The 20542-nt window shown below is 66.6% G+C and carries 17 protein-coding genes; 8 read left to right on the plus strand and 9 right to left on the minus strand.

Translation table 11 applies throughout. The features are described 5' to 3' along the window. Positions 1-2 precede the first annotated feature (2 nt). A complete protein-coding gene (locus IP92_RS11770) occupies positions 3-902 on the minus strand; it encodes an alpha/beta fold hydrolase (protein ID WP_371860925.1) in 900 nt (299 codons plus the stop codon). A 309-nt stretch (positions 903-1211) separates the two neighbouring features. Between IP92_RS11770 and IP92_RS11775 the strand changes: the two genes are divergently transcribed. Further along, on the plus strand, positions 1212-4097 hold the full coding sequence (locus IP92_RS11775; RefSeq protein WP_199271930.1) for an ATP-binding protein: 2886 nt from the start codon (positions 1212-1214) through the stop codon (positions 4095-4097). On the opposite strand, the gene IP92_RS11780 is transcribed toward IP92_RS11775, so the two are convergent. The 6 genes from IP92_RS11780 to IP92_RS11805 all read right to left on the minus strand — a co-directional run bounded on the left by IP92_RS11780 (position 4094) and on the right by IP92_RS11805 (position 8930). Further along, the gene (locus tag IP92_RS11780) at positions 4094-4669 is read right to left on the minus strand and encodes a cupin domain-containing protein (protein WP_145874961.1); all 576 of its coding nucleotides are present in this window, start codon (positions 4667-4669) and stop codon (positions 4094-4096) included. The genes IP92_RS11775 and IP92_RS11780 overlap by 4 nt on opposite strands. An 11-nt stretch (positions 4670-4680) precedes the next feature. Further along, positions 4681-5916 carry an MFS transporter gene (locus IP92_RS11785; RefSeq protein WP_371860933.1) on the minus strand — a complete coding sequence of 412 codons (1236 nt, stop codon included), beginning with the start codon at positions 5914-5916 and terminating at the stop codon, positions 4681-4683. Between the two features lie 181 nt (positions 5917-6097). Then, entirely contained in the window at positions 6098-7417 is a 1320-nt protein-coding gene (locus IP92_RS11790) for a GH1 family beta-glucosidase (RefSeq protein ID WP_145874965.1), read from the minus strand. Between the two features lie 206 nt (positions 7418-7623). Continuing rightward, on the minus strand, positions 7624-7917 hold the full coding sequence (locus IP92_RS11795; protein WP_145874966.1) for a DUF3144 domain-containing protein: 294 nt from the start codon (positions 7915-7917) through the stop codon (positions 7624-7626). A 50-nt stretch (positions 7918-7967) separates the two neighbouring features. Continuing rightward, complete coding sequence (locus IP92_RS11800) at positions 7968-8147, minus strand: hypothetical protein (protein ID WP_145874968.1); 180 nt, start codon at positions 8145-8147, stop codon at positions 7968-7970. 108 nt (positions 8148-8255) lie between these two features. Then, a complete protein-coding gene (locus IP92_RS11805) occupies positions 8256-8930 on the minus strand; it encodes a TetR/AcrR family transcriptional regulator (RefSeq protein ID WP_145874970.1) in 675 nt (224 codons plus the stop codon). A 150-nt stretch (positions 8931-9080) separates the two neighbouring features. Between IP92_RS11805 and IP92_RS11810 the strand changes: the two genes are divergently transcribed. From IP92_RS11810 to IP92_RS11820, 3 genes are read left to right on the plus strand one after another with little or no spacing between them, the layout of a single operon-like run. Further along, positions 9081-10208: an HlyD family secretion protein gene (locus IP92_RS11810; RefSeq protein ID WP_145874972.1), complete on the plus strand. Its 1128-nt coding sequence runs from the start codon at positions 9081-9083 to the stop codon at positions 10206-10208. 14 nt (positions 10209-10222) lie between these two features. Beyond that, on the plus strand, positions 10223-11830 hold the full coding sequence (locus tag IP92_RS11815; RefSeq protein ID WP_145874974.1) for a DHA2 family efflux MFS transporter permease subunit: 1608 nt from the start codon (positions 10223-10225) through the stop codon (positions 11828-11830). 27 nt (positions 11831-11857) lie between these two features. After that, the gene (locus tag IP92_RS11820; protein WP_145874976.1) at positions 11858-13318 is read left to right on the plus strand and encodes an efflux transporter outer membrane subunit; all 1461 of its coding nucleotides are present in this window, start codon (positions 11858-11860) and stop codon (positions 13316-13318) included. A gap of 63 nt (positions 13319-13381) precedes the next feature. Here IP92_RS11820 and IP92_RS11825 read toward each other — a convergent pair whose 3' ends face one another. Further along, entirely contained in the window at positions 13382-14299 is a 918-nt protein-coding gene (locus IP92_RS11825) for a LysR family transcriptional regulator (RefSeq protein ID WP_145874978.1), read from the minus strand. A 101-nt stretch (positions 14300-14400) separates the two neighbouring features. On the opposite strand from IP92_RS11825, the gene IP92_RS11830 reads away from it, so the two are divergent. After that, on the plus strand, positions 14401-15036 hold the full coding sequence (locus IP92_RS11830) for an NAD(P)H-dependent oxidoreductase (protein ID WP_145874980.1): 636 nt from the start codon (positions 14401-14403) through the stop codon (positions 15034-15036). Positions 15037-15101: 65 nt separating this feature from the next. Here IP92_RS11830 and IP92_RS11835 read toward each other — a convergent pair whose 3' ends face one another. Then, positions 15102-15983 carry a LysR family transcriptional regulator gene (locus IP92_RS11835; RefSeq protein ID WP_145874982.1) on the minus strand — a complete coding sequence of 294 codons (882 nt, stop codon included), beginning with the start codon at positions 15981-15983 and terminating at the stop codon, positions 15102-15104. A 101-nt stretch (positions 15984-16084) separates the two neighbouring features. Here IP92_RS11835 and IP92_RS11840 point away from each other — a divergent pair, with 101 nt between their 5' ends. The 3 genes from IP92_RS11840 (at position 16085) to IP92_RS30705 (ending at position 20466) form a co-directional block, all read left to right on the plus strand. Then, positions 16085-16684: a short chain dehydrogenase gene (locus IP92_RS11840; RefSeq protein ID WP_145874985.1), complete on the plus strand. Its 600-nt coding sequence runs from the start codon at positions 16085-16087 to the stop codon at positions 16682-16684. A gap of 170 nt (positions 16685-16854) precedes the next feature. Continuing rightward, positions 16855-18549: a DUF8614 domain-containing protein gene (locus IP92_RS11845; protein WP_145874987.1), complete on the plus strand. Its 1695-nt coding sequence runs from the start codon at positions 16855-16857 to the stop codon at positions 18547-18549. 162 nt (positions 18550-18711) lie between these two features. Further along, positions 18712-20466: a methyl-accepting chemotaxis protein gene (locus tag IP92_RS30705; protein ID WP_145874990.1), complete on the plus strand. Its 1755-nt coding sequence runs from the start codon at positions 18712-18714 to the stop codon at positions 20464-20466. The last annotated feature ends 76 nt before the right edge of the window (positions 20467-20542 follow it).

Genomic DNA, 20542 nt, shown 5'->3' on the forward strand with positions numbered 1-20542 from the left:
AGTCACAGATTCCGGCCGAGGAAATCGCGGATCAGCGGCACCATCTCATCGAGCTTGTCTTCGAGCGCGAAGTGGCCCGTATCGAGCAGGTGCAGTTCCGCCTTGGGCAGGTCGCGCAGGTAGGGATGCGCGCCGGGTTCGGGGAAGATGTAGTCGTTCTTGCCCCACACGATCAGCGTCGGCGGCTGGTACTGGCGGAAGAACGCCTGGAAGTCGGGGTACAGCGGCACGTTCGAGCCGTAGTCGCGGAACAGGTCGAGCTGGATCTCGCGGTTGCCGGGGCGGTCGAGCAGGGCCTGGTCGACGATCCAGTTGTCCGGACTGATCCTGGCGACGTCGCTCATGCCGTCGGTGTACTGGAATTTCGTGATCTCCAGCGTGACGAGGTTGGCGATCGCTTCGCGCCGCTGCGGCGTGTCCTCGGCCCAGTAAGCCTTGATCGGATCCCAGAATGTTTCAAGCCCTTCGGTGTAGGCGTTCCCGTTCTGCACAATCAGCGTCTGCAGGCGCTCCGGGTGCTTCAGCGCCATGCGGTAACCGATCGGTGCGCCGTAATCCATCACGTACATGCTGTAGCGGGTGATGCCCAGCGCGTCGGTGAGCTTGTCGACGATGTCCGCCAGGTGCGCAAACGTGTAGGCGAATGCCTTGTGATCGGGTGCCGCGCTCTGGCCGAAGCCGGGATAGTCCGGCGCGATCACGTGATAACGATCGGCCAGCAGCGGGATCAGGTTGCGGAACATGTGCGACGACGTCGGAAAGCCGTGCAGCAGTAACAGCGTCGGCTTACCGGCGGGCCCCGCTTCGCGATAGAACACGTCGACGCTGTCGATATTCACCGTCCTGTAATGGACGACGGGGATTGGCTGTTCGATCTGCACGGCGGTTTGCATTGGTTTCATGGGTTCCTCCATAAGGTAGAGGGCCGGATGGGCCCTGGTCTGGCGCTTCGGAGGTACTCTATCCCGCTGCCGCGGGAAGGCTTCAGTTAATCCCGGTTAAAAGGTGGGAAGCCGATTCACCGCCGGCGCGCGTGCACCACGGCCCGCGTATCGCGGCGAATATCGAGTGCAATATCCGGTGCATTGGCGAACCCGAGGTTGTCGGAGGAGAAGTCGAATTGACGGTGCGGCGCATGGGAATGCGCCGATAAAAACCTGGCCCGTCCGATGGGCCGCTTGTATACTATTTTTTAACCATGAGTAGCAACGATGAATGAACCGTACAAGGGAGAGCGCATGACGGACGATCCGGGCGGCCGGTCGTTTGCCTTCGGCTCGTTCGTACTCATTCCGCAACGCCAGCTGCTGCTGCAAGGCGAGCTGCCGGTGCGGATCGGCAGCCGGGCACTGGACATCCTCACCGCGCTCGCCGAACGTCCCGGTGAACTCGTCAGCAAGCGCGAACTGATCGCCCGCGTGTGGCCGTCCACCGTGGTCGACGAGAGCAACCTGAAGGTCAACATGGCCGCGTTGCGGCGCGCACTGGGCGACGGCGGCCCGGACGACGCGCGCTATATCGCCACCGTCACGGGGCGCGGCTACAAGCTGATCGTCCCCGTCACCACCGGGGTGTCGCCGAACCTCGCCTGGGCCCCGGCGGCGGGCACCACGCGCCGCCACAATCTGCCGACCGGAACGACGCGGGTGATCGGCAGGGCCGATGCGATCGATGGGATCCGCCGCGATTTCGACGTCGCCCGCCTCGTGTCGATCGTCGGCCCCGGCGGCATCGGCAAGACCACCGTCGCGCTGGCCGTGGCCGAACACGCGATCGGCGCGTTCCGCGACGGCGCCTGGCTGGTCGACCTGGCGTTGACGAAGGATCCGCACCAGGTCCCCAGCGCCGTCGCGGCGGCGCTCGGCATCGCCGGCAACGCGGCCGGCATACTGGCCACGTTGTGCAAATCGCTGCGCGACCGGCAGATCCTGCTCGTGCTCGACAGTTGCGAGCAGGTCATCGAAGCGTGTGCCGCGTGCGCCAGCCGGATCCTGGCCGAGGCGGCAGGCGTGAAGATCCTCGTCACCAGCCGCGAGCCGCTGCAACTGAGCGGGGAGCGCGTGCGCCGGTTGCCGGGCCTGGGGTTGCCGCCGTCGTCGGAACACCTGACGGCGCAGGAAGCGCTGATGTTCCCGGCTGTGCAGCTGTTCGTCGACCGCGCCACGGACCGGATGGAAACGTTCAAGCTGCGCGACGCCGATGCCACGGCCGTGGCGGAGATCTGCCGGCGGCTCGACGGCATCGCGCTCGCCATCGAACTGGCCGCGACCCGCATCGATGCGTTCGGGGTGGGCGGCCTGCACAAGCAGCTCGACAACCGCTTCCGGCTGCTGGTCGGGCGCCGCTCCGGGCCGGAACGCCATCGCACGCTGGCGGCCACGCTCGACTGGAGCTACAGCCTGCTCGCGGAACGCGAGGCCGCGCTGCTGCGCTCCGTTTCCGTGTTCGCCGGGGTGTTCGATATCGAGGGCGCCGCGGTCGTCGCGGCCATGGACCCGGCCGAAGCGGCCGATATGCTGGCCCAGCTGTCGGCGAAATCGCTGCTCGTGGCCGACCTCGATGCCGACGGCATCGCCTACCGTCTGCAGGAAACCACGAACTCGTACTGCCAGGACAAGCTGCGCGCCGGCGGGCACGAACCGGTGGCGCGGCAGCGGCATGCCGAGCACACGTACGTCACGCTGGAGCGGGCCGGCAGCGAGTGGGCACAACGCCCCGCGGACGAGTGGGAAAGCGCATACCGGCGCGTGCTGGGCGACCTGCGCGCGGCGCTCGCGTGGACCGTCAAGGAGGCGCCGGATGGACCGCTGGCGATCCGGCTGACCGTGGCAGGCCTGCTGCTGTGGAACCAGTTCTCGCTGACGGAGGAATGCCTGCGGCATGTCTCGCATGCTGTCGAGGAACTCGACGCCGCGGGGTTGGCGGGAACCGCGTTCGAGATGAAGCTGAAACTGTGGCTGGGCTGCTCGACGATGCTGACCCGGGAATTCCGGCACCAGGCCATGGCGGCGCTGCGCCGCGCGCTGGCGATCGCGGAAGGCATCGGCGATACCGACTATCGGCTGCGTTGCCTGGTGATGATCGGCATCTACGAACTCTTCACGGGCGAGCACGAGGCGGGCATGCGCACGCTGGAGGAATTCGAAGCGGTGGCCGGCGCGGAAGATCCTTCCGTCCTGCCGGAGGGCGACGTCCACATGGGCATCGCGGAACTGTTCCTCGGCCGGCTGCCCCGCTCCCGGGAACGCCTGGAACGCCTGGCGCGGCGCGACTTGCGCTATTTCGGTTCGTATGCCGTGCGCTACCTGTCCGATCCGATCGTCCTCGTGCGTGCCGTGCTGACGCATGTCCAGTGGTTGACCGGCTCCGCCGACGCGGCGATGCGCACGGCCGCGGTGGCCGTCGATGAAGCACGCCAGACGAAGCACCACCTGTCGATGAACAACATCCTGTCGTATGCATGCCCGGTGTTCTACTGGAGCGGCGCCTACGACGAGTGCGAACGCTACGTGGCGATGCTGGAAGACCACGTCGCGCGGCATGGCCTCGTGTCGCGGCGGCCCGTGGCCAGCTTCTATGCCGCCGCCGTCGCCTATGCGCGGCACGGCTCATCGCCGGACGTCATCTTCGCGCTGCAACGTGCGATCGGGGAGTTCCGCAACATCAATCACCTGGCGCGCATGCCGTACTACCTGAGCGTGCTGGCGAACGCGCTGGCCGATCGCGGCCGGTTCGCCGAAGCGGAAAGCACGATCCGTACGGCGCTGGACATCGCCGCCGCTCAACACGAGCTGTGGTGCCTGCCCGAGGTGTTGCGCATCCAGGCCGCGATCGCGGCGCTGCAGGGCCGGAAGACGGAAGCGGCGGGGTTGCTCGTCAATGCGCTGGAGGTTGCCACCGAGACCGGTGCGCTGGCGTGGCGCCTGAGGGTTGCCATCGACCTGGCCACGCTGTCGGGCGACGGCGAGGAAGGCGCCGCGGCACTCGGCATCGTGCGCGCCGCGCTGGACGAGTTCACGGAAGGGTTCGCGACCCGCGATCTGGCCGCCGCGGCTGCGCTGGTCGGTGCGCAGGTTAGCGCGCAGGCAAGTGACTAGCGCGCCGCGAGTGCCGCCGCGATCGCCGGGTCATACTGCCCATCGACCTGGATGAACAGCATGCGGCACGGCTTGCCGGAGCGGTTCGCCCACGCGTGATTGGTGCCACGCTGGATGACGACGCTGCCGGGTCTCAACGGCACATCGGAATCGTCGAGCACGAGCGTCAGCTCGCCCGCGATGACGATGCCGTAGTCGACAGCCTCGGTGCGATGCATCATCGGGTGCGGCGAGTCGTCCTTCGTCGTCAGGGCCGCGCTGTTGTTGACCTCCCCGAACGCCGCCTTCATCCGCTGCTCCGCATCGGCCAGGTAGGCCTCGTCGGGCGGGAAGTCGACGAAGCGGATGCGCGTGCCGTGCTTCGGTGGACCGTGCATCGTCGGGCCGGTGGTCGGGTCGGCGCCGTTGTCGACGGGGGCGGGCGTGCCTGCCGTCTCCCACACCTCATGGAAGAACATGCCGGGCAGTGCCTGCAGCTCGAACACCGTGGGCAACGGGCCATCGCTCGCCACGATGGCCTTGCCGTCGGCATCGTGACCCGTCACGACGCGGTGAATGGCGGGAAAGGACATCGTCTGCTCCTTCACGCCTCTTTGTGATGGAACGGCGCGAACCAGGTGACCAGGAACGACGGCACCGTCGCCGCCATCACGAACCAGAAATAGTGCACATACCCCAGCGCCTCCTGCAGGTGCCCGGACACCATCCCCGTCACCATCATGCACAGCCCCATCAGGCCCGTGCCGAACGCGTAGTGCGTCGTCGAGTACTTGCCCGGCGCGAGCTGTTGCATCAGGTAGATCATGAAGCCGACGGAGCCGAAGCCGTAGAAGAATTTCTCGACCGCGACGCCCGCCGTCACAACGAGCTCGCTGGTCGGCTGGTACAGCGCCATCAGCAGGAACGTCACGTTCGGGATGTTGACGGCGCAGCACAGCAGGAACAACGTCGGCTTCAGGCCGCGCCTGGCGACGAAGAAGCCGCCCAGCAGGGAGCCCAGCAGCACGGCAGCCAGCCCGTACGTGCCGTAGACGAGGCCCAGCTGCTCGTTCGACATGCCCAGGCCGCCCTTGGCCACGGGGTCCACCATGAAGAACGGGCCGATCTTTTCCAAGAGGCCGATCGACAGGCGGAACAGGAACGCGAAGCCGACCATCAGCCACACGTCGCGCTTCTGGAAGAACGTGATGAAGGAGTCCTTCAGGATGAACCACGCTTCGCTCAGCGACGACGGCGCGTTTTCCGCCTTCGCGCCGTCCGGCATCGTGCGCAGGTGCCATGCCGCCATCACGAGCGTCAGGCCGGCGACGATGAAGAAGATGATGCGCCAGCTTTCGATCCACTCGGGGCCGAACACTTTTGGATCGTGGTGGAAGACGCGCGTGTGCAGCCAGCCTGACAGGTACACCATGCCGCCCGAGGCGACGATCGGGCCGATGTTCCACGACAGGCTCTGGATACCGCAGTACAGCGATTGCGCGCGCGAGTCGAGCGCGGTGACGTAGACGCCGTCGGAGGCGATGTCCTGCGTGGCGCCGACGAACGACAGCAGGATGAACAGCGCGACCATGATCGCCATGTAGCCCGGCAGCGCCATCGCCAGCGCGACGCAGCCGAAGCCGACGCCGACGATCACCTGTGCGACCAGCACGAAGAACTTCTTCGTGCGGTACATCTCGACGAGCGGTGCGAACAGCGGCTTGATCGTGTACGCGAGGATCAGGTAGCTCGCGTACTCGGCGGCCTTGCCGTTGTCCATGCCCAGGTTCTTGAACATGATCGCCGTCACGCTGGTCAGCATCACGTAGGCCAGCGCCATCGTGAAGTAACCGGTGGGGACCCACAGCAGCGGACTGCGGCGCGGGGCGGCGGTGGCGTGGCCTGTCGCGGGCAGGTCCTCGGCCGTCGCGCTGGCTGCTTTCGTGTTCATGTCGTCTCCTGTCTGTGTCGTCATATCCGCTGCGGCTATGCTGCCGCTGTTGCGTACGTCATGTTAGCCGTCAGCCGCGCTGCGTGTCGATGAATTCGCGATACCACAGCGCGCTGTCCTTCGGCGTGCGCTGCTGCGTCGCGTAATCGACGTGCACGATGCCGAAGCGTTTCGCGTAGCCGGAGTTCCATTCGAAGTTGTCCAGGAGGCTCCACAGGAAGTAGCCGCGCACGTCGACGCCCGCATCCATCGCATCCTTCAATGCGGCCAGGTGGCGCTGCACGTAGTCGATCCGCTGCGTGTCGGGCACGTGGCCGTCCACCACCTCGTCCGGATTGGCCATGCCGTTCTCCGTGATGTAGATCGGCGGCAGGTCGTATTCGCCCTTCAGCTTCACCAGCAGCTCGGTCAGGCCCTGCGGGTAGATTTCCCAGCCCATGTCCGTCGTGCCCAAGGCCGCCGGTGCCGGCACCGGCGGATTGGCCGCGCTGCACCAGGAGCGGAAGTAGTAGTTCACGCCCAGGAAGTCGATCGGCTGGCGGATGATGTCGAAGTCGCCGTCCTTCACGTCCGGCGCGTTGGCGCCGTGGCCTTGCAGCGCGTACTCGGGGTAGCGGCCCTTGAAGATCGGGTCCATGAACCATTGCACGGAGCGGGCATATTCCCACTGGGCGAGGGCGCGGTCGGCAGCGCTGTCGGTGGCGGGATCGGCGGTCCACTGGTTCAGCACGATGCCGAGCTGGGCCTGGCTGCCGACGGCGCGCATCGCTTTCATCGCGAGGCCGTGCGACAGCAGCAGGTGGTGCGACACCTGCACGGACTGCTTGGCATCGGCGACGCCCGGCGCGAATTGCGCGTTGCCGTAACCCAGGTTGGCCGTGCACCACGGCTCGTTGTGCGTTGCAATCGTTTTCACGCGGTTGCCGAAACGCCGCGCGACTTCCGCTGCATACTCGGCGAAGTGATATGCCGTGTCGCGGTTCAGCCAGCCGCCGTCGTCCTGCAGGCCCTGCGGCAGGTCCCAGTGATACAGTGTGATGTGGGCGGCGATGTTCTTCTTGTCCAGCTCGTCCAGCAGGCGCCCGTAAAACGCAAAGCCCGCCTCGTTCCATGCGCCTTTGCCGGCCGGCTGCACGCGCGCCCACGCCATCGAGAAGCGGTAGGCGTCCACGTGCAGGTCCGCCATGATGCCGACGTCTTCCGCGTAACGGTGGTAGTGGTCGCAGGCCACGTCGCCGTTGCTGCCGTCGATCACTTTACCCGGCGTGTGGCTGAACGTATCCCAGATCGACGGGCCCTTGCCGTCGGCGTTGGCGGCACCCTCGATCTGGAACGCGCTGGTGGCGACTCCCCACGTGAACGAAGGCGGAAATTGCAATTTATCGGTCATTATCTTATCTAGCCTGAGGGTTTGAAAACGATTTCATGCAGCTTCAGGCATTAGACCGCATGGCGCCGGCCATGTCAACGGCGACAACGAAAATCCTCAGGGAAACGATTTGGGGCCTGTCGCCATCGCTCGGCGAGCGCTCAACAACTGCTCAGCGGTCGCTCAAATTCCGCTCAGTCGCTGCTTCATTACTGCTCAGCGCGCGCTCACTGACCGATGTACTTGTCGAAGTTCTGTTCGTAGTCGTTGACGTTCTCGGCCATCATCTTGTCGAACTGCTGGCGGAAGTAGGCAAGCGCTTCGTCGCGGTTGGCCGCGAATTTCTCGACGGTGCCGGCATTGCGGGCCAGCAGGAACGCATTGAAGCGGGAAGCCGCGAACATCAATGCGGCGCCGGCCACGTGCGGCGGCGCGCCGCTGGCCTGGCCTTTTTCGTTGGCGAACTGGATGAACTGGTCGATCAGTTGCCAGAATTCCTGGTCATAGTCCTGGTTGTTCATGGGGAGTCGGGGTAGGGGTGTAAAAAAACCGGGCAGGGCCCGGTCGGTGGTCAGTTGGCGATGAAGCGCGGAGGGATTTCCATGCCCTCGTTGGCCGCGTCCGCATACGCGCGCAGCTCGCGAATCGCCAGTTCGAGCTGTTCCTGGCTGGGGTTGGCCTGGAAGCCGCGGATACGTTCGTTCAACGCCGCCACTTTCTGGGTCCATTGCAGCCTGTCGATCTTGCTCATACAGCCTCCCTGTACTTTATGTTCTTAAGGAAATCAGTATCGCTCCACGCGGGGGCGCTACTCCGTGCGGCAGCGCACAGAACGCGCCCTTAAGGATGAGCTGCGCCCTCAGGCCCGGGTGCCGTTCAGGAACAGGTCGACGCGCTGCTCGACCTGCAGCTCGGTATCGCGCGCCCCCGTCGGCGCCGGGCCGAACAGGTAGCGTTTCACGTGGTCGCCCATCAGGCAGTTCATGAAGTGCACGGCCAGCTGCTCGGCAGGCAGGTCGCGCAGCTGCGCGCGGACCTCGGGACGGGAAAAATAGCGGCACAGCGCCACGCGGGTCTGCTGCGGGCCGGCGTCGAAAAACGCCTCGGCCAGCTCCTGGTCGTGGTGCGCCTCGGCGATCACCATCCGGTGCAGCTTGATGACGACGGACGAGGACAGCAGCTCGTGCACCCGTGTACCAAAGTCGATCAGCACCTCGCGCAGCGGGCGCTGGTTCGTTTCCAGGTCTTCCATCGTGCCGAAATAGACCTCGCGGCCCGACCGCAGGATCTCCCGGAACAGGCCGCTCTTGCCGCCGAACTTCACGTAGATCGTGCGCACTGCCACGCGCGCCTTGCGGGCGATCATTTCCAGGCTGACCTTCGCGTACCCCTTTTCAAGGAAGAGCTCGGCCGCGGTCGTCATCAGATCCTGCATGCGGGCCTCGGCGTCGCACGCGCGCGGCCGGCCCGCGCCGCGGTTGGCGATGGGGCACTGCACTTCGCTGTCTTGCTCGTCAGATATATCGTTGGACATCGGTAGGGAACGCTGCAAATAACGTGGAAGGCTATCAGATGGCATCACTGTATGCCACTTAGAAATGAAATGCAACCGTTTCATTTCTTGACTTCGCCCAATCTTTGTCGAATAATGCGCAGACACCATTTCATTTCTGGGAGCGCCACCATGTCCAACAACCAGGCAGAACAAAAAGTGCTCAGCGCTGTGCCAGCAGGCGCACCGGCTGCCCCCGCGGCGCCGGCGGCAGCGGCCAAGAAGCCGAACCGCCGCGTGATCGTCGTCGCCGGCCTGATCGCCGTGGCCGCGATCGTGGCGGGCGGCCGCATGTGGTACCGCAGCACGCATTTCGTGGAAACGGAGAACGCCTACGTTGCCGGCCACGTTCACCCGGTCTCGTCCCGCATCGCCGGCACCGTCACCAAGGTGCTGATCGACGATAACCAGTACGTCAAGGAAGGCGACGTGATCGCCGAACTCGATCCGTTCGACCAGCGCATCAAGGTCGACCAGATCCGTGCCCAGATCGCCGCCGCCGAAACCCAGGTGCTGCAGGCCGACGCGCAAGTGGCCCAGGTCAATGCGCAAGCCAGCGCCGCCGCGGCCCAGGTCAAGCAATCCGAGGCGCTGCTGGTCCGCGCCAACCAGGACGCCGAGCGCTACGGCCAGCTGTACACGAGCCAGATGAAGGCCGTGTCGAAGGCCGAGCTGGATGCCGCCAACGCCTCCCGCGCCAGCGCCGTCGCCGACCTGGCCGCGCGCAAGGACAGCGCCGCCGCCGCGAAGGCGCAGATCGCCGCCGCCGCTTCCGCGCGCGACGTGCTGAAGACGCAGATCGACGTGCTGAAGGTGCAGTTGAAGGACGCCGAGCAGCAGCTCGCGTACAACAAGATCGTGGCGCCGATCAGCGGCCGCGTCGGCAAGCGCACCGTCGAGGTGGGCCAGCGCGTGCAGCCGGGCCAGCAGCTGACGGCACTGGTGCAGGACAACGTGTGGATCACGGCGAACTTCAAGGAAACCCAGCTGGCCGACATGCACGTGGGCCAGCCGGTGCACATCACGGTCGACGCGCTGCCGGGCAAGGAAGTGACGGGCCGCGTGGACAGCTTCTCGCCGGCCTCCGGCAACCAGTTCGCGCTGCTGCCGGCCGATAACGCCACCGGCAACTTCACGAAGATCGTGCAGCGCGTGCCCGTCAAGATCACGCTGTCGCAAGCTGACCAGAAGGCGCTGGCCGGCCGCCTGGTGCCGGGCATGTCCGTGATCGCGGAAGTCGCGATCGGCGCTTCCCACTGAATTCGGAGCTCGCAATGAGTTCGCAAACCATGGCAGGCAATCCGCCCGCGGCGCACGGCTACGGCCAGGCGAGCGGTGCGGTGTCCGGCCGCACCTGGGTGGCCGTTGCCGCCGGCATGCTGGGCGCCTTCATGGCGGTGCTGGACATCCAGATCACCAACTCGTCGCTGAAGGACATCCTCGGCTCGCTGTCGGCCACGCAGGAAGAGGGCTCGTGGATCTCCACCGCCTACCTGGTGGCCGAGATCATCGTCATCCCGCTGACCGCCTTGCTGACCCGCGTGTTCACGCTGCGCGGCTACATGATGGGCACCACGGCGCTGTTCCTCGTGTTCTCCACGCTGTGCGGTTTCGCCTGGAACCTGGAAAGCATGATCGCGTTCCGGATGGCGCAGGGCTTCACGGGCGGTGCGCTGATCCCGATGGCGATGACGCTCGTGATGACGAAGCTGCCGCCGTCGAAGCGCGCGACCGGCATGGCGCTGTTCGGCCTGACCGCGACGCTGGCGCCGGCGATGGGCCCGACCTTGGGCGGCTACCTGTCCGAGCTGTATGGCTGGCCGTCGATCTTCTACATCAACTGGGTGCCGGGCGTGCTGCTGATGGCCGGTATCGCCTATGGCCTGGACAAGGACAAGTGGAACCTCGACCAGCTGTGGAACGCCGACTGGCTGGGCATCGGCCTGATGGCGCTGGGCCTGGGCTGCCTGACCGTGTTCCTGGAAGAGGGCAACAGCAAGGACTGGTTCGACTCCGCGTTCATCATCACGTTCGCCGGCCTGGCGATCGTCGGCCTGCTGGGCTGGGTCGTGACGAGCGCGATGCGCGCGCAGCCGTTCGTCAACCTGGGGCTGTACGGCCAGCGCAACTTCCTCGTCGCCACCGCATTGTCGGCCGTGATGGGCATGGGCCTGTACGGCTCGTCGTTCCTGCTGCCGCTGTTCCTCGGCCAGATCGCCGGCTACTCGCCGATGCAGATCGGCGAAGTGATCATGTGGGTCGGCCTGCCGCAGCTGTTCATCATGCCGTTCGTGGCGAAGCTGTCGTCGAAGGTCGACAACCGCATCCTGTGCACGTTCGGCCTGCTGCTGTTCGGCGGGTCGTGCCTGATGAACGCGTACATGGATGCGAGCACCGGCTACGACCAGCTGATGCTGTCGCAGATCGTGCGCGCGCTGGGCCAGCCGTTCGTCATGCTGACGCTGTCGAACTTCGCGATGAACGGCATCGCTCCGAAGGACATGGCGTCCGCCTCGAGCCTGTTCAACATGACGCGTAACCTGGGCGGCTCGATCGGTATCGCGCTGCTGGCCACCGCGCTGACGCAGCGCGAGCACTTCCACTCGCAGCGCCTGGGCGAATCGATCACCGGCTTCTCGCTGGCGACGCAGCAGCGCCTGGACCAGATGACGCAATCGTTCATCGGCCAGGGCTTCGACCCGGTCAACGCGGCGGACAAGGCGCTGAAGGCGATCGACGGCATCGTACGGCGCGAAGCGTTCGTGATGGCCTACAACGACGGCTTCTTCATCGTCGGCGGCATCCTGCTCTCGTGCATCCTGATCCTGTGGCTGTCGGACAAGGTGAAGTCGCCTTCCGGCGCCGGCGGTGGCGGTCACTAGGCTCGGCACATACAACAAGAGGTAACTATGTTCATCCAAAAATACATGACCCTGGCCGTGGCCTCCGCCGCGCTGATGCTGTCCGGCTGCGCCACCGTGGGGTCGGATTTCAAGGCGCCGCAAAACGTGGCCGACACCAGCTTCCGCCACGCGCCGCAAGGCGCCGACAATACGGCCCATCTGCCGCAGCAATGGTGGAGCGTGTTCGGCGACGACACGCTGAACCGCCTGGAACAGCAGGCGCTGGCCGACAGCCCCACCGTCAAGGCAGCGGCCGAGCGCCTGGTGCAGGCCGAGGCCCAGCTGGGCGTCGTGCGCGCCAGCGAGCGGCCGCACCTGGACGTCAGCACGGGCGTGTCGAACTCGCGCACGTCGGCCAACACGTCGCAGGGCATCGCGCTGGGCCACCGCGCGATCTCCGGCAACAACTACTCGGTCGGCGCATCGTTCTCGTATGAGCTGGACCTGCTGGGCCGCGTGCGGCGCGCCGTCGAGGCGGCCGATGCGCAGGCGCTGGCCGCGCAGGCGGACCGCGACGGCGTGATGCTGGTGCTGACGTCGCAGGTTGCCACGACCTACTGGCAACTGCGCGGCCTGGACTCCGAGATCGCGATCCTGCGTGCCGCGCTCGATACGCGCCGCGAAACGGAGGACCTCGTCAACGCCCGCTACAACGCGGGCCTGACCAATGAACTGGATACGGCCCGTGCCCGTATCGAACGCGCCAACGCGCAGGCCGACCTGGAAGAAGTGCAGCGCCAGCGCAACCAGCTGGAACACGGCCTGGCCGTGCTGCTGGGCGCTTCGCCATCGGCCGCCGTGCTGCCGGCCGCGCAGGCCGCCGCGCTGCCGCAGCCGCCGGCGATTCCCGTCGGCCTGCCGGCCAGCCTGCTGGCGCAGCGGCCGGACCTGGCGGCCAGCGTCGCGACCCTGAAGGCGGCCAATGCGAACATCGGCGTGGCCGAAGGGGCGTTCTACCCGTCGCTGAGCCTGACCGGCAATTTCGGCTTCGCATCCGAGAGCCTGTCGGAACTGATCAAGAGCGGTTCCCGCCAGTTCAGCGTCGGCCCGCTGGCGCTGTCGCTGCCGATCCTCGACGGCGGCCGCAACAAGGCCAACCTGCAGGCCGCGCAGTCGCGCTACAACGAGGCGCTGGCGAACCACCAGGGCAAGCTGCTGACGGCACTGCGTGAAGTGGAGGATGCATTGTCCGACGTGCAGCAGCGGCAGCAGCAGGGCAAGGCGCAGGCCGAGTCGCGCGAAGCGGCAGCCCGCGCCTACATGGTGGCGCGGGCGCGCTACGAGCGCGGCCTGTCGACCTACCTGGACGTGACCGATGCGCAGCGCAGCGCGCTGGCGGCCGACCGCGCCACCGCGCAGATCGACACGCAGCGGCTGCTCGCCGCCGTGGCGGTGGCGCGCGCGCTGGGTGCCGGCTGGCAGCCGCAAGGCCAGCTCGCGCAGTTGACGCAGAACGCCGTCCGTTAAAGGTTGCGCTGGCGAGGCCGGTGGCCGCGTGGCCGCCGGCCCGGGGCGCTCCGAATCGGATGTTCAGGCCTGGGCGGCGCGTGCGACGAGCAGGTCGATCAACGCGCGTGCCGGCGCCGACAGGCCGCGGTGCGGCGCGTACACCAGCGAGAACGCACGGGTGCGCCCGCCCAGTTGCGGCAGCACCTCTACCAGTTGGCCCGCCGCGATCCTTTCCGCCGCCATGTAGCGCGCACACGCCGTGATGCCGAGGCCCTGTGCGGCCAGCGTGACGACGCCCATCACGTCGTCCGACACGGTGATGCCGGGCGGCGGCGTCCAGTCCACGTCGCGGCCGTCGACGCGCAGCATCCATGGAATCAGCCGCCCGGTGCTGGGCCGCACGAAGCCGATGCAGCGCTGGCGCTGCAGGTCGTCGAACGTGTCCAGCGGGCCGGCAGCGCGCACGAAATCGGGCGTGGCGACGAGGATCATGTCCGCCATCTCCAGCGTGCGCGCGACCATGCTGCTGTCGGGCAGCGGGCCGGAGCGGATCGCCACGTCGTAGCCTTCGGCCGCCAGGTCCACGTTGCGGTTCGTGATGTTCAGTTCCACCTGCACCTGCGGGTGCCGGCGCGCGAATTCGGCCAGCATCGGCGGCAGGCGCTGGTGGCCATAGCTGGTCGGCGCGCTGATGCGCACGCGCCCGTACAGGAGCTCTTCCGGCTCGGCGCAGCGCTGGATCGCCTGCTCGGCCTTCTCGACCTGGGCGAAGGCCTGGCGCGTCTCGTCCACGTACAGCCGGCCCGCATCGGTGAGGCTCTGGCTGCGCGTCGTGCGCCGCAGCAGCTGCGTGCCGAGCCGCGCTTCCAGGCGGGCGATGGCGCGGCTCAGCACCGAAGGGGTGGTGGCCAGCACGACGGCGGCGGCGGTCAGCGACCCATGCTCGACGACGGTGAGCAGGGCCTCGACATCGGCCAGGTGATCGAAACGGCGGGCCATTTTATCCTCTCAAGCACAAATTATTTGTTGGAAAGCTAGTTTATCTTCATCCTGGCGAAAAATACAATCGACTCAACCCGTCAACACAAAGGAAATGACGCATGCAACTGCTGGACAAACTGCAGTGGCGCTATGCCACGAAAAAAATGGACCCGACCCGCGCCGTGCCGGCCGAGAAGGTGGAACGCATCATCGAAGCGGCGCGCCTGGCGCCGACGTCTTCCGGCCTGCAGCCTTACGAGATCCTGCTGGTGACGAACCCGGACGTGAAGCGGCGCATCGCGGAAGTGGCGTGGAACCAGCAGCAGGTCGTCGACGGTTCGCACCTGCTGGTGTTCGCGGCATGGGACAACTACACGGCCGAGCGCATCAACCACATGTTCGACCTGACCAACGAAGTGCGGGGTTTCCGCAACCAGGGCTGGGAAGACTACCGCCAGATGCTGCTGTCGACCTACCCGCAGCGCGACGAGGCGGTGAACTTCAGCCACACGGCGCGCCAGGCGTTCCTGGGCCTGGGCGCCGCGCTGATCGCCGCCGCGTTCGAGGAAGTGGACAGCGTGCCGATGGAAGGCTTTGACCCGGCCGCCGTCGACGCGATCCTGGGCTTGCGCGAGCGCGGCCTGAAGAGCGTGGCACTGCTGCCGCTCGGCTATCGCCAGGAAGAGGGCGACTGGCTGGTCAAGCTGCCGAAGGTGCGCCGCCCACGCGCGGAGTTCGTCACCGAGGTGGCGTAACAGCCGAGCTCGTGTCCCTCTGGGGTCAGACCCCAGAGGGACACGGCCTCAGCTGCATTCACCACTCACTGCCCGAACCGCTCCAGCAGGAAATCCACGAACGTCGTCAGCTTCGGCGTGGCGCGCCGGTCGCGCGAGTAGACGAGGTGCATCGGCCGCGGCGACGGCAGGTAGTTGCGCAGCAGCGGGACGAGGCGGCCGGCGGCGATGTCGTCGGCCAGGATCACTTCCGCCTGCATGACGATGCCGAAGCCGTTCAACGCGGCCATCCGCAACGCCGCCGTGCTGTTCGCACAAAAGCGCCCCGGCCGCACCAGACGGCCATCCCGTTCCCCTTTCAGCTTCCATCTCGCCTGCGGCAGCCAGCCCGTGAATTCCAGGCATTCGTGCTGCGCCAGGTCGGCCGGCGTGCGTGGCCTGCCGTGCTTTTTCAGGTAGGCGGGCGACGCGCAGATCGCCATCCCGTACGGCCGCAGCGGCCGCGCCACCAGCGTCGAATCGGGCAGCGGGCCAATGCGCACGGCGACGTCGAAGCCTTCTTCGACGAGGTCCACGGTGCGGTCGTTCAGGTTCAGGTCCACCGTCACGTCCGGATGCAGGCGCAGGTAATCCGTGACGGCCGGCGCCAGCCACCGCGCGCCGAACGATACCGGCGCCGTCACCTTCAGCAGGCCGCGCGGTGCCGTGCGCATCGATTCGGCCAGCGACTGCGCCTCGTCGATCTGGGCGCGGATCGCGCGGCACTGGTCCGCGTAGCGGCGGCCGATCTCGGTGAGGGCCTGGCGGCGCGTCGTGCGCGTCAGCAGTGCCGCGCCCAGCATCTGCTCGAGCGCGCGGATGTGCTTCCCCACCATCACTGCCGACATGCCGCAGCGTTCCGCGGCCGCGGCGAAACTGCCGGCCTCCACGGCGGCGACAAAGACTTCCATGCTGCGCAGCTTGTCCATCGATTCCTAATCGGCAGTTTCGAATGTCCGTCATGCTAGCGCATTTATTCCTGCTCCGTTGACGCCGATACTGACGCCTCTTTCACACATCAGGAGCGGATATGAAGATCATCGTCATCGGTGCCGCGGGCACCATCGGCCGCGCGGTCGTCGAACGCCTGGGCCGGCACCACGACATCATCGGCGCGGGCCGCGGCAGCGGCGAGGAGCAGGTCGCGATCGAGGACTACGCCAGCGTGCAGGCGCTGTTCGCGCGCACGGGGCCGGTGGACGGCGTCGTCGTCGCGGCGGGCGGGCTGCACATCGGGCCGTTTTCCGAGATGACGCCGGAGCAGTTCCAGGTCGGCCTGCACAGCAAGCTGCTGGGGCAGGTGCACGTGGCGCTGGCCGCGCAGCACGCACTGAACGACGGCGGCTCGATCACGCTGACGTCCGGCATCGACGCCTACCACGCGATCCGCCACGGCGCCAATGCGATGACCGTGAACCTGGGCCTGGAAGGCTTCGTGGCCGGCGCGGCGCTGGACCTGCAGCGCGGCCTGCGCATCAACGTTGTCGCGCCGACCGTGCTGACGGAATCCGTGCCGCTGTACGGCCACCTGTTCCCCGGCTTCGAACCGGCCGACGCCAAGCGCGTCGCGATGGCCTACCAGCGCAGCGTCGACGGGCCGGAGACGGGCAAGGTGTACCGCGTGTATTGACGGGAAGATGGGGCTGGGGAGGGCGGTGGCCTGCATGCCATCGCCCGCTGCGCAGGCGCGGAGCTGCGCTCCACGAAATCCCTGCTACGCCCCCAGCAGGACACAAGCTCATCAGTAGCATCGCCGGGGATTACAATGACCGCTTCCTTTCCACCCGAAGCAAAGGTCCCATGAAAAACGTACTTCTCCCGCTGGTGCTGGCCGTGTCGGCCGCGACGGCGATGGCGGCGCCGGCCGGTGTCGCCGACTTGAACAGGATGGCGCAGCGGTTCGCGCCCGTCGAACTGAAGGCCGATACGTCGATGCTGTCGGCCGGCGACCGCAAGGCGATCGCCAAGCTGATCGAAGCGGCGAAGATCGTCGACACGCTGCAGCTGCGCCAGCGCTGGGCCGGCAACGAGGCGCTCTGGGCGGCGCTGCGCAAGGACAAGTCGGCACTCGGCAAGGCGCGCGCCGATTACTTCTGGCTCAACAAGGGCCCGTGGTCGATCATCGACGGCAACGAGTCGTTCCTGCCCGCGCAGGTGAGCGGCATCGCGGTGCCGCCGACGAAGCCGGCCGCCGCGAACTTCTATCCCGAGGGTGCCACCAAGGAGGCGCTGGAGCGCTGGATGGACGGCCTGCCGCCGCAGGACAAGCAGCAGGCGCAATGGTTCTTCACGACGATCCGACCAGGCAGCGACGGCAAGTTCAAGATCGTCAAGTATTCGGACGAGTACAAGACCGAGCTGACCCAACTGGCCGCGCTGCTGCGCGAAGCGGCCGCCGCGACCGACAACGCGTCGCTGAAAAAATTCCTGACCCTGCGTGCGGACGCGTTCCTGTCGAACGACTACCTGCAATCCGACTTCGCGTGGATGGACCTCGATTCGCTGGTCGACGTGACGATCGGCCCGTACGAAACGTATAACGACGAACTGTTCGGCTACAAGGCCGCCTTCGAAGCGTATGTAAACATCCGCGACCGCAAGGAGACGGCGAAGCTGGACTTCTTCGCGAAGCACATGCAGGAGATCGAGGACAGCCTGCCGCTCGACGCGCAGTACCGCAACCCGAAGGTGGGCGCGGTGGCGCCGATGGTCGTCGTCAACCAGGTGTACGGTGCCGGCGACGGCAATATGGGCGTGCAGACGGCCGCCTACAACCTGCCGAACGACGAGCGCATCATCCGCGAACGGGGCTCGAAGCGCGTGATGCTGAAGAACGTGCAGGAGGCGAAGTTCAAGGCCACGTTGACGCCGATCGCGAAGCTGGTGCTGCGCCCGTCCGACCAGCAGGACGTCGACTTCAATTCCTTCTTCACGCACATTCTCGCGCACGAGATCACGCACGGCCTGGGCCCGCACAGCACGCAGCAGGGCAAGTCGACGCCGCGCCAGGACCTGAAGGAGGCCTATGCGACGATCGAGGAAGCCAAGGCGGACGTCACCGGCCTGTACGCGCTGATGACGATGATGGAGAAAGGCCAGCTGAAGGACACGCTGGGCCAGGGCGACGCGGCGGAACGCAAGCTGCACACGACCTTCCTCGCGTCGGCGTTTCGCACGCTGCACTTCGGCCTGACGGATTCGCATGCGCGCGGCATGGCCATCCAGGTCAACTACCTGCTCGACAAGGGCGGCTTCGTGGCGCACGGCGACGGCACCTTCGGCGTCGACTTCGGCAAGATCCGCCAGGCCGTCACGGACCTGGACCGCGAGTTCCTGACGATCGAGGCGACCGGCGACTACGCGCGCGCCAAGGCGATGATGGACAAGTACGTCGTCATCCGCCCGGAAGTGCAGAAGGCGCTCGACAAGATGAAGACGGTGCCGAACGACATCCGCCCGTCGTTCCCGACCGCCGCCGCGCTGCTGGCGAAATAACCGCGCTTTTTCCCTCCACCGCAAGGGCTGTTGGCGCCAGCCCACACGGCATTTGTCCTGCCGCAAGCTCCCGCGATGCAGCGTCATCGCGGGAATTTCCCGGTGATAACGTCTTCCCGTTTCCACGTTTCAATTCACGTGTTTTTCTTTCGGGGAGTGTGCATGAACATCACCAACATCGGGACCCGGCTGGCGCTGGGCTTTGGCCTTGTCTTCCTGCTGCTGATCGCCGTGACGGCCAGCGGCGTCTACCGCGTCAACCAGATCGACGCGATCCTGATGCAGGTCTCCACCGGCCATAACGTGAAGCAGCGCTATGCGATCAACTTGCGTGGCAACGTGCATGACCGGGCGATCGTGCTGCGCGACGTCGTGCTGGCTGCGGAACAAGGGCCCATCGGCGGCCAGCTCGACGCGCTGGCGAACGACTACGGCAAGTCGGCCAACCCGCTGGACGAGCTGCTGGCTTCCCGCGCCGACACGACGGCCGTCGAGCGCCAGGCCGTCGTCGCGATCAAGGATGCGGAAGGGAAGGCGCTGCCGCTGATCGCCAAGGTGGTCGCGCTGCGGCGGGCAAATGCGATGCCGGAGGCGACGGCGCTGCTGCAGCAGCAGGCTGTGCCCGCGCTGGACGCGTGGCTGAAGACGATCAGCAAGATGATCGACCTGCAGGAAACGGCCAGCAAGGCGCAGGCGCAGGCCGCCGAGGAGATGGCGCGCGGCTTCAGCCTGCTGATGGACATCCTGTGCGGCAGCGCGATCGCGCTCGGCATCTGCGCGGCCTGGCTGATCCACCGCGGCTTGCAAAAGCAGCTGGGTGGCGAGCCGCATTACGCGTCGACGATCGTTGCTGCGATCGCGGCCGGCAACCTTGCCGTCGACATCGACACGAAGCCGGGCGACGACAGCAGCCTGCTGCACGGCCTGCGCCGGATGCGCGACAGCCTCGTGACCATCGTCAGCCAGGTGCGGCAGGGTACCGACACGATTGCGACGAACTCGCGCGAGATCGCCGCGGGCAACCAGGACCTGTCGCAGCGCACCGAACTCCAGGCCGGCAATATCGAACAGACGGCATCGTCGATGGAAGAGCTGACGGGCACCGTCAAGCAGAACTCCGACCATGCGCGGCAGGCCAACCAGCTGGCGCTGTCGGCCTCCGAGGTCGCGACGAAAGGCGGCACGGTGGTGGCCGAAGTCGTCAAGACGATGGCGTCGATCGACGCGTCGTCGAAGAAGATCGTCGACATCATCGGCGTCATCGACAGCATCGCCTTCCAGACCAATATCCTCGCGCTGAACGCGGCGGTCGAAGCGGCGCGCGCGGGCGAGCAGGGGCGCGGCTTCGCCGTCGTCGCCACCGAGGTGCGCAGCCTGGCACAGCGCTCGGCCGCCGCGGCGCGCGAGATCAAGGTGCTGATCGACGATTCCGTCGAGCGGGTCGACGTCGGTGCGCGCCTCGTCGACCAGGCTGGCGCGACGATGGCTGAGATCGTCGACAGCGTGCGGCGCGTCACCGACATCATGGGCGAAATCTCGACGGCCAGCATGGAACAGACGACCGGCATCGAGCAGGTCAATTCCGCCATCGCCGAGATGGACGAGGTGGTGCAGCGCAATGCCGCGCTGGTCGAGCAGGCCGCGGCCGCAGCGTCGTCGCTGCAGGACGAAGCGGCACACCTGGCGGATGTGGTGGCCGTGTTCAAGCTGGCCGAGCCATTGGGCACCCCGGTGCAGCCGGCGAAGGTGGCAACCCTAGTGCCGATCGCGGCGGCCAAGGCGGCGCGACCGGCGAAGCCGGCCAGGTCGCCGGTACCCGAACGCGCTGCCGCGGCGCCTGCGGAACCTTCCCGCCGGGCGGCGCGCAAGACCGTCAACGCGCGCATCCAGCCGGACGATGCGTGGGAAGAGTTTTGACGTTTCGCCTTTACCTAAAGGAAAAGTTGCAACTTTCAGCAAGGAAAAATTTTGTAACAGCCGACCTGCGCCTGTA

Source organism: Pseudoduganella flava, assembly GCF_007830495.1.
Classification (GTDB): domain Bacteria; phylum Pseudomonadota; class Gammaproteobacteria; order Burkholderiales; family Burkholderiaceae_D; genus Rugamonas; species Rugamonas flava.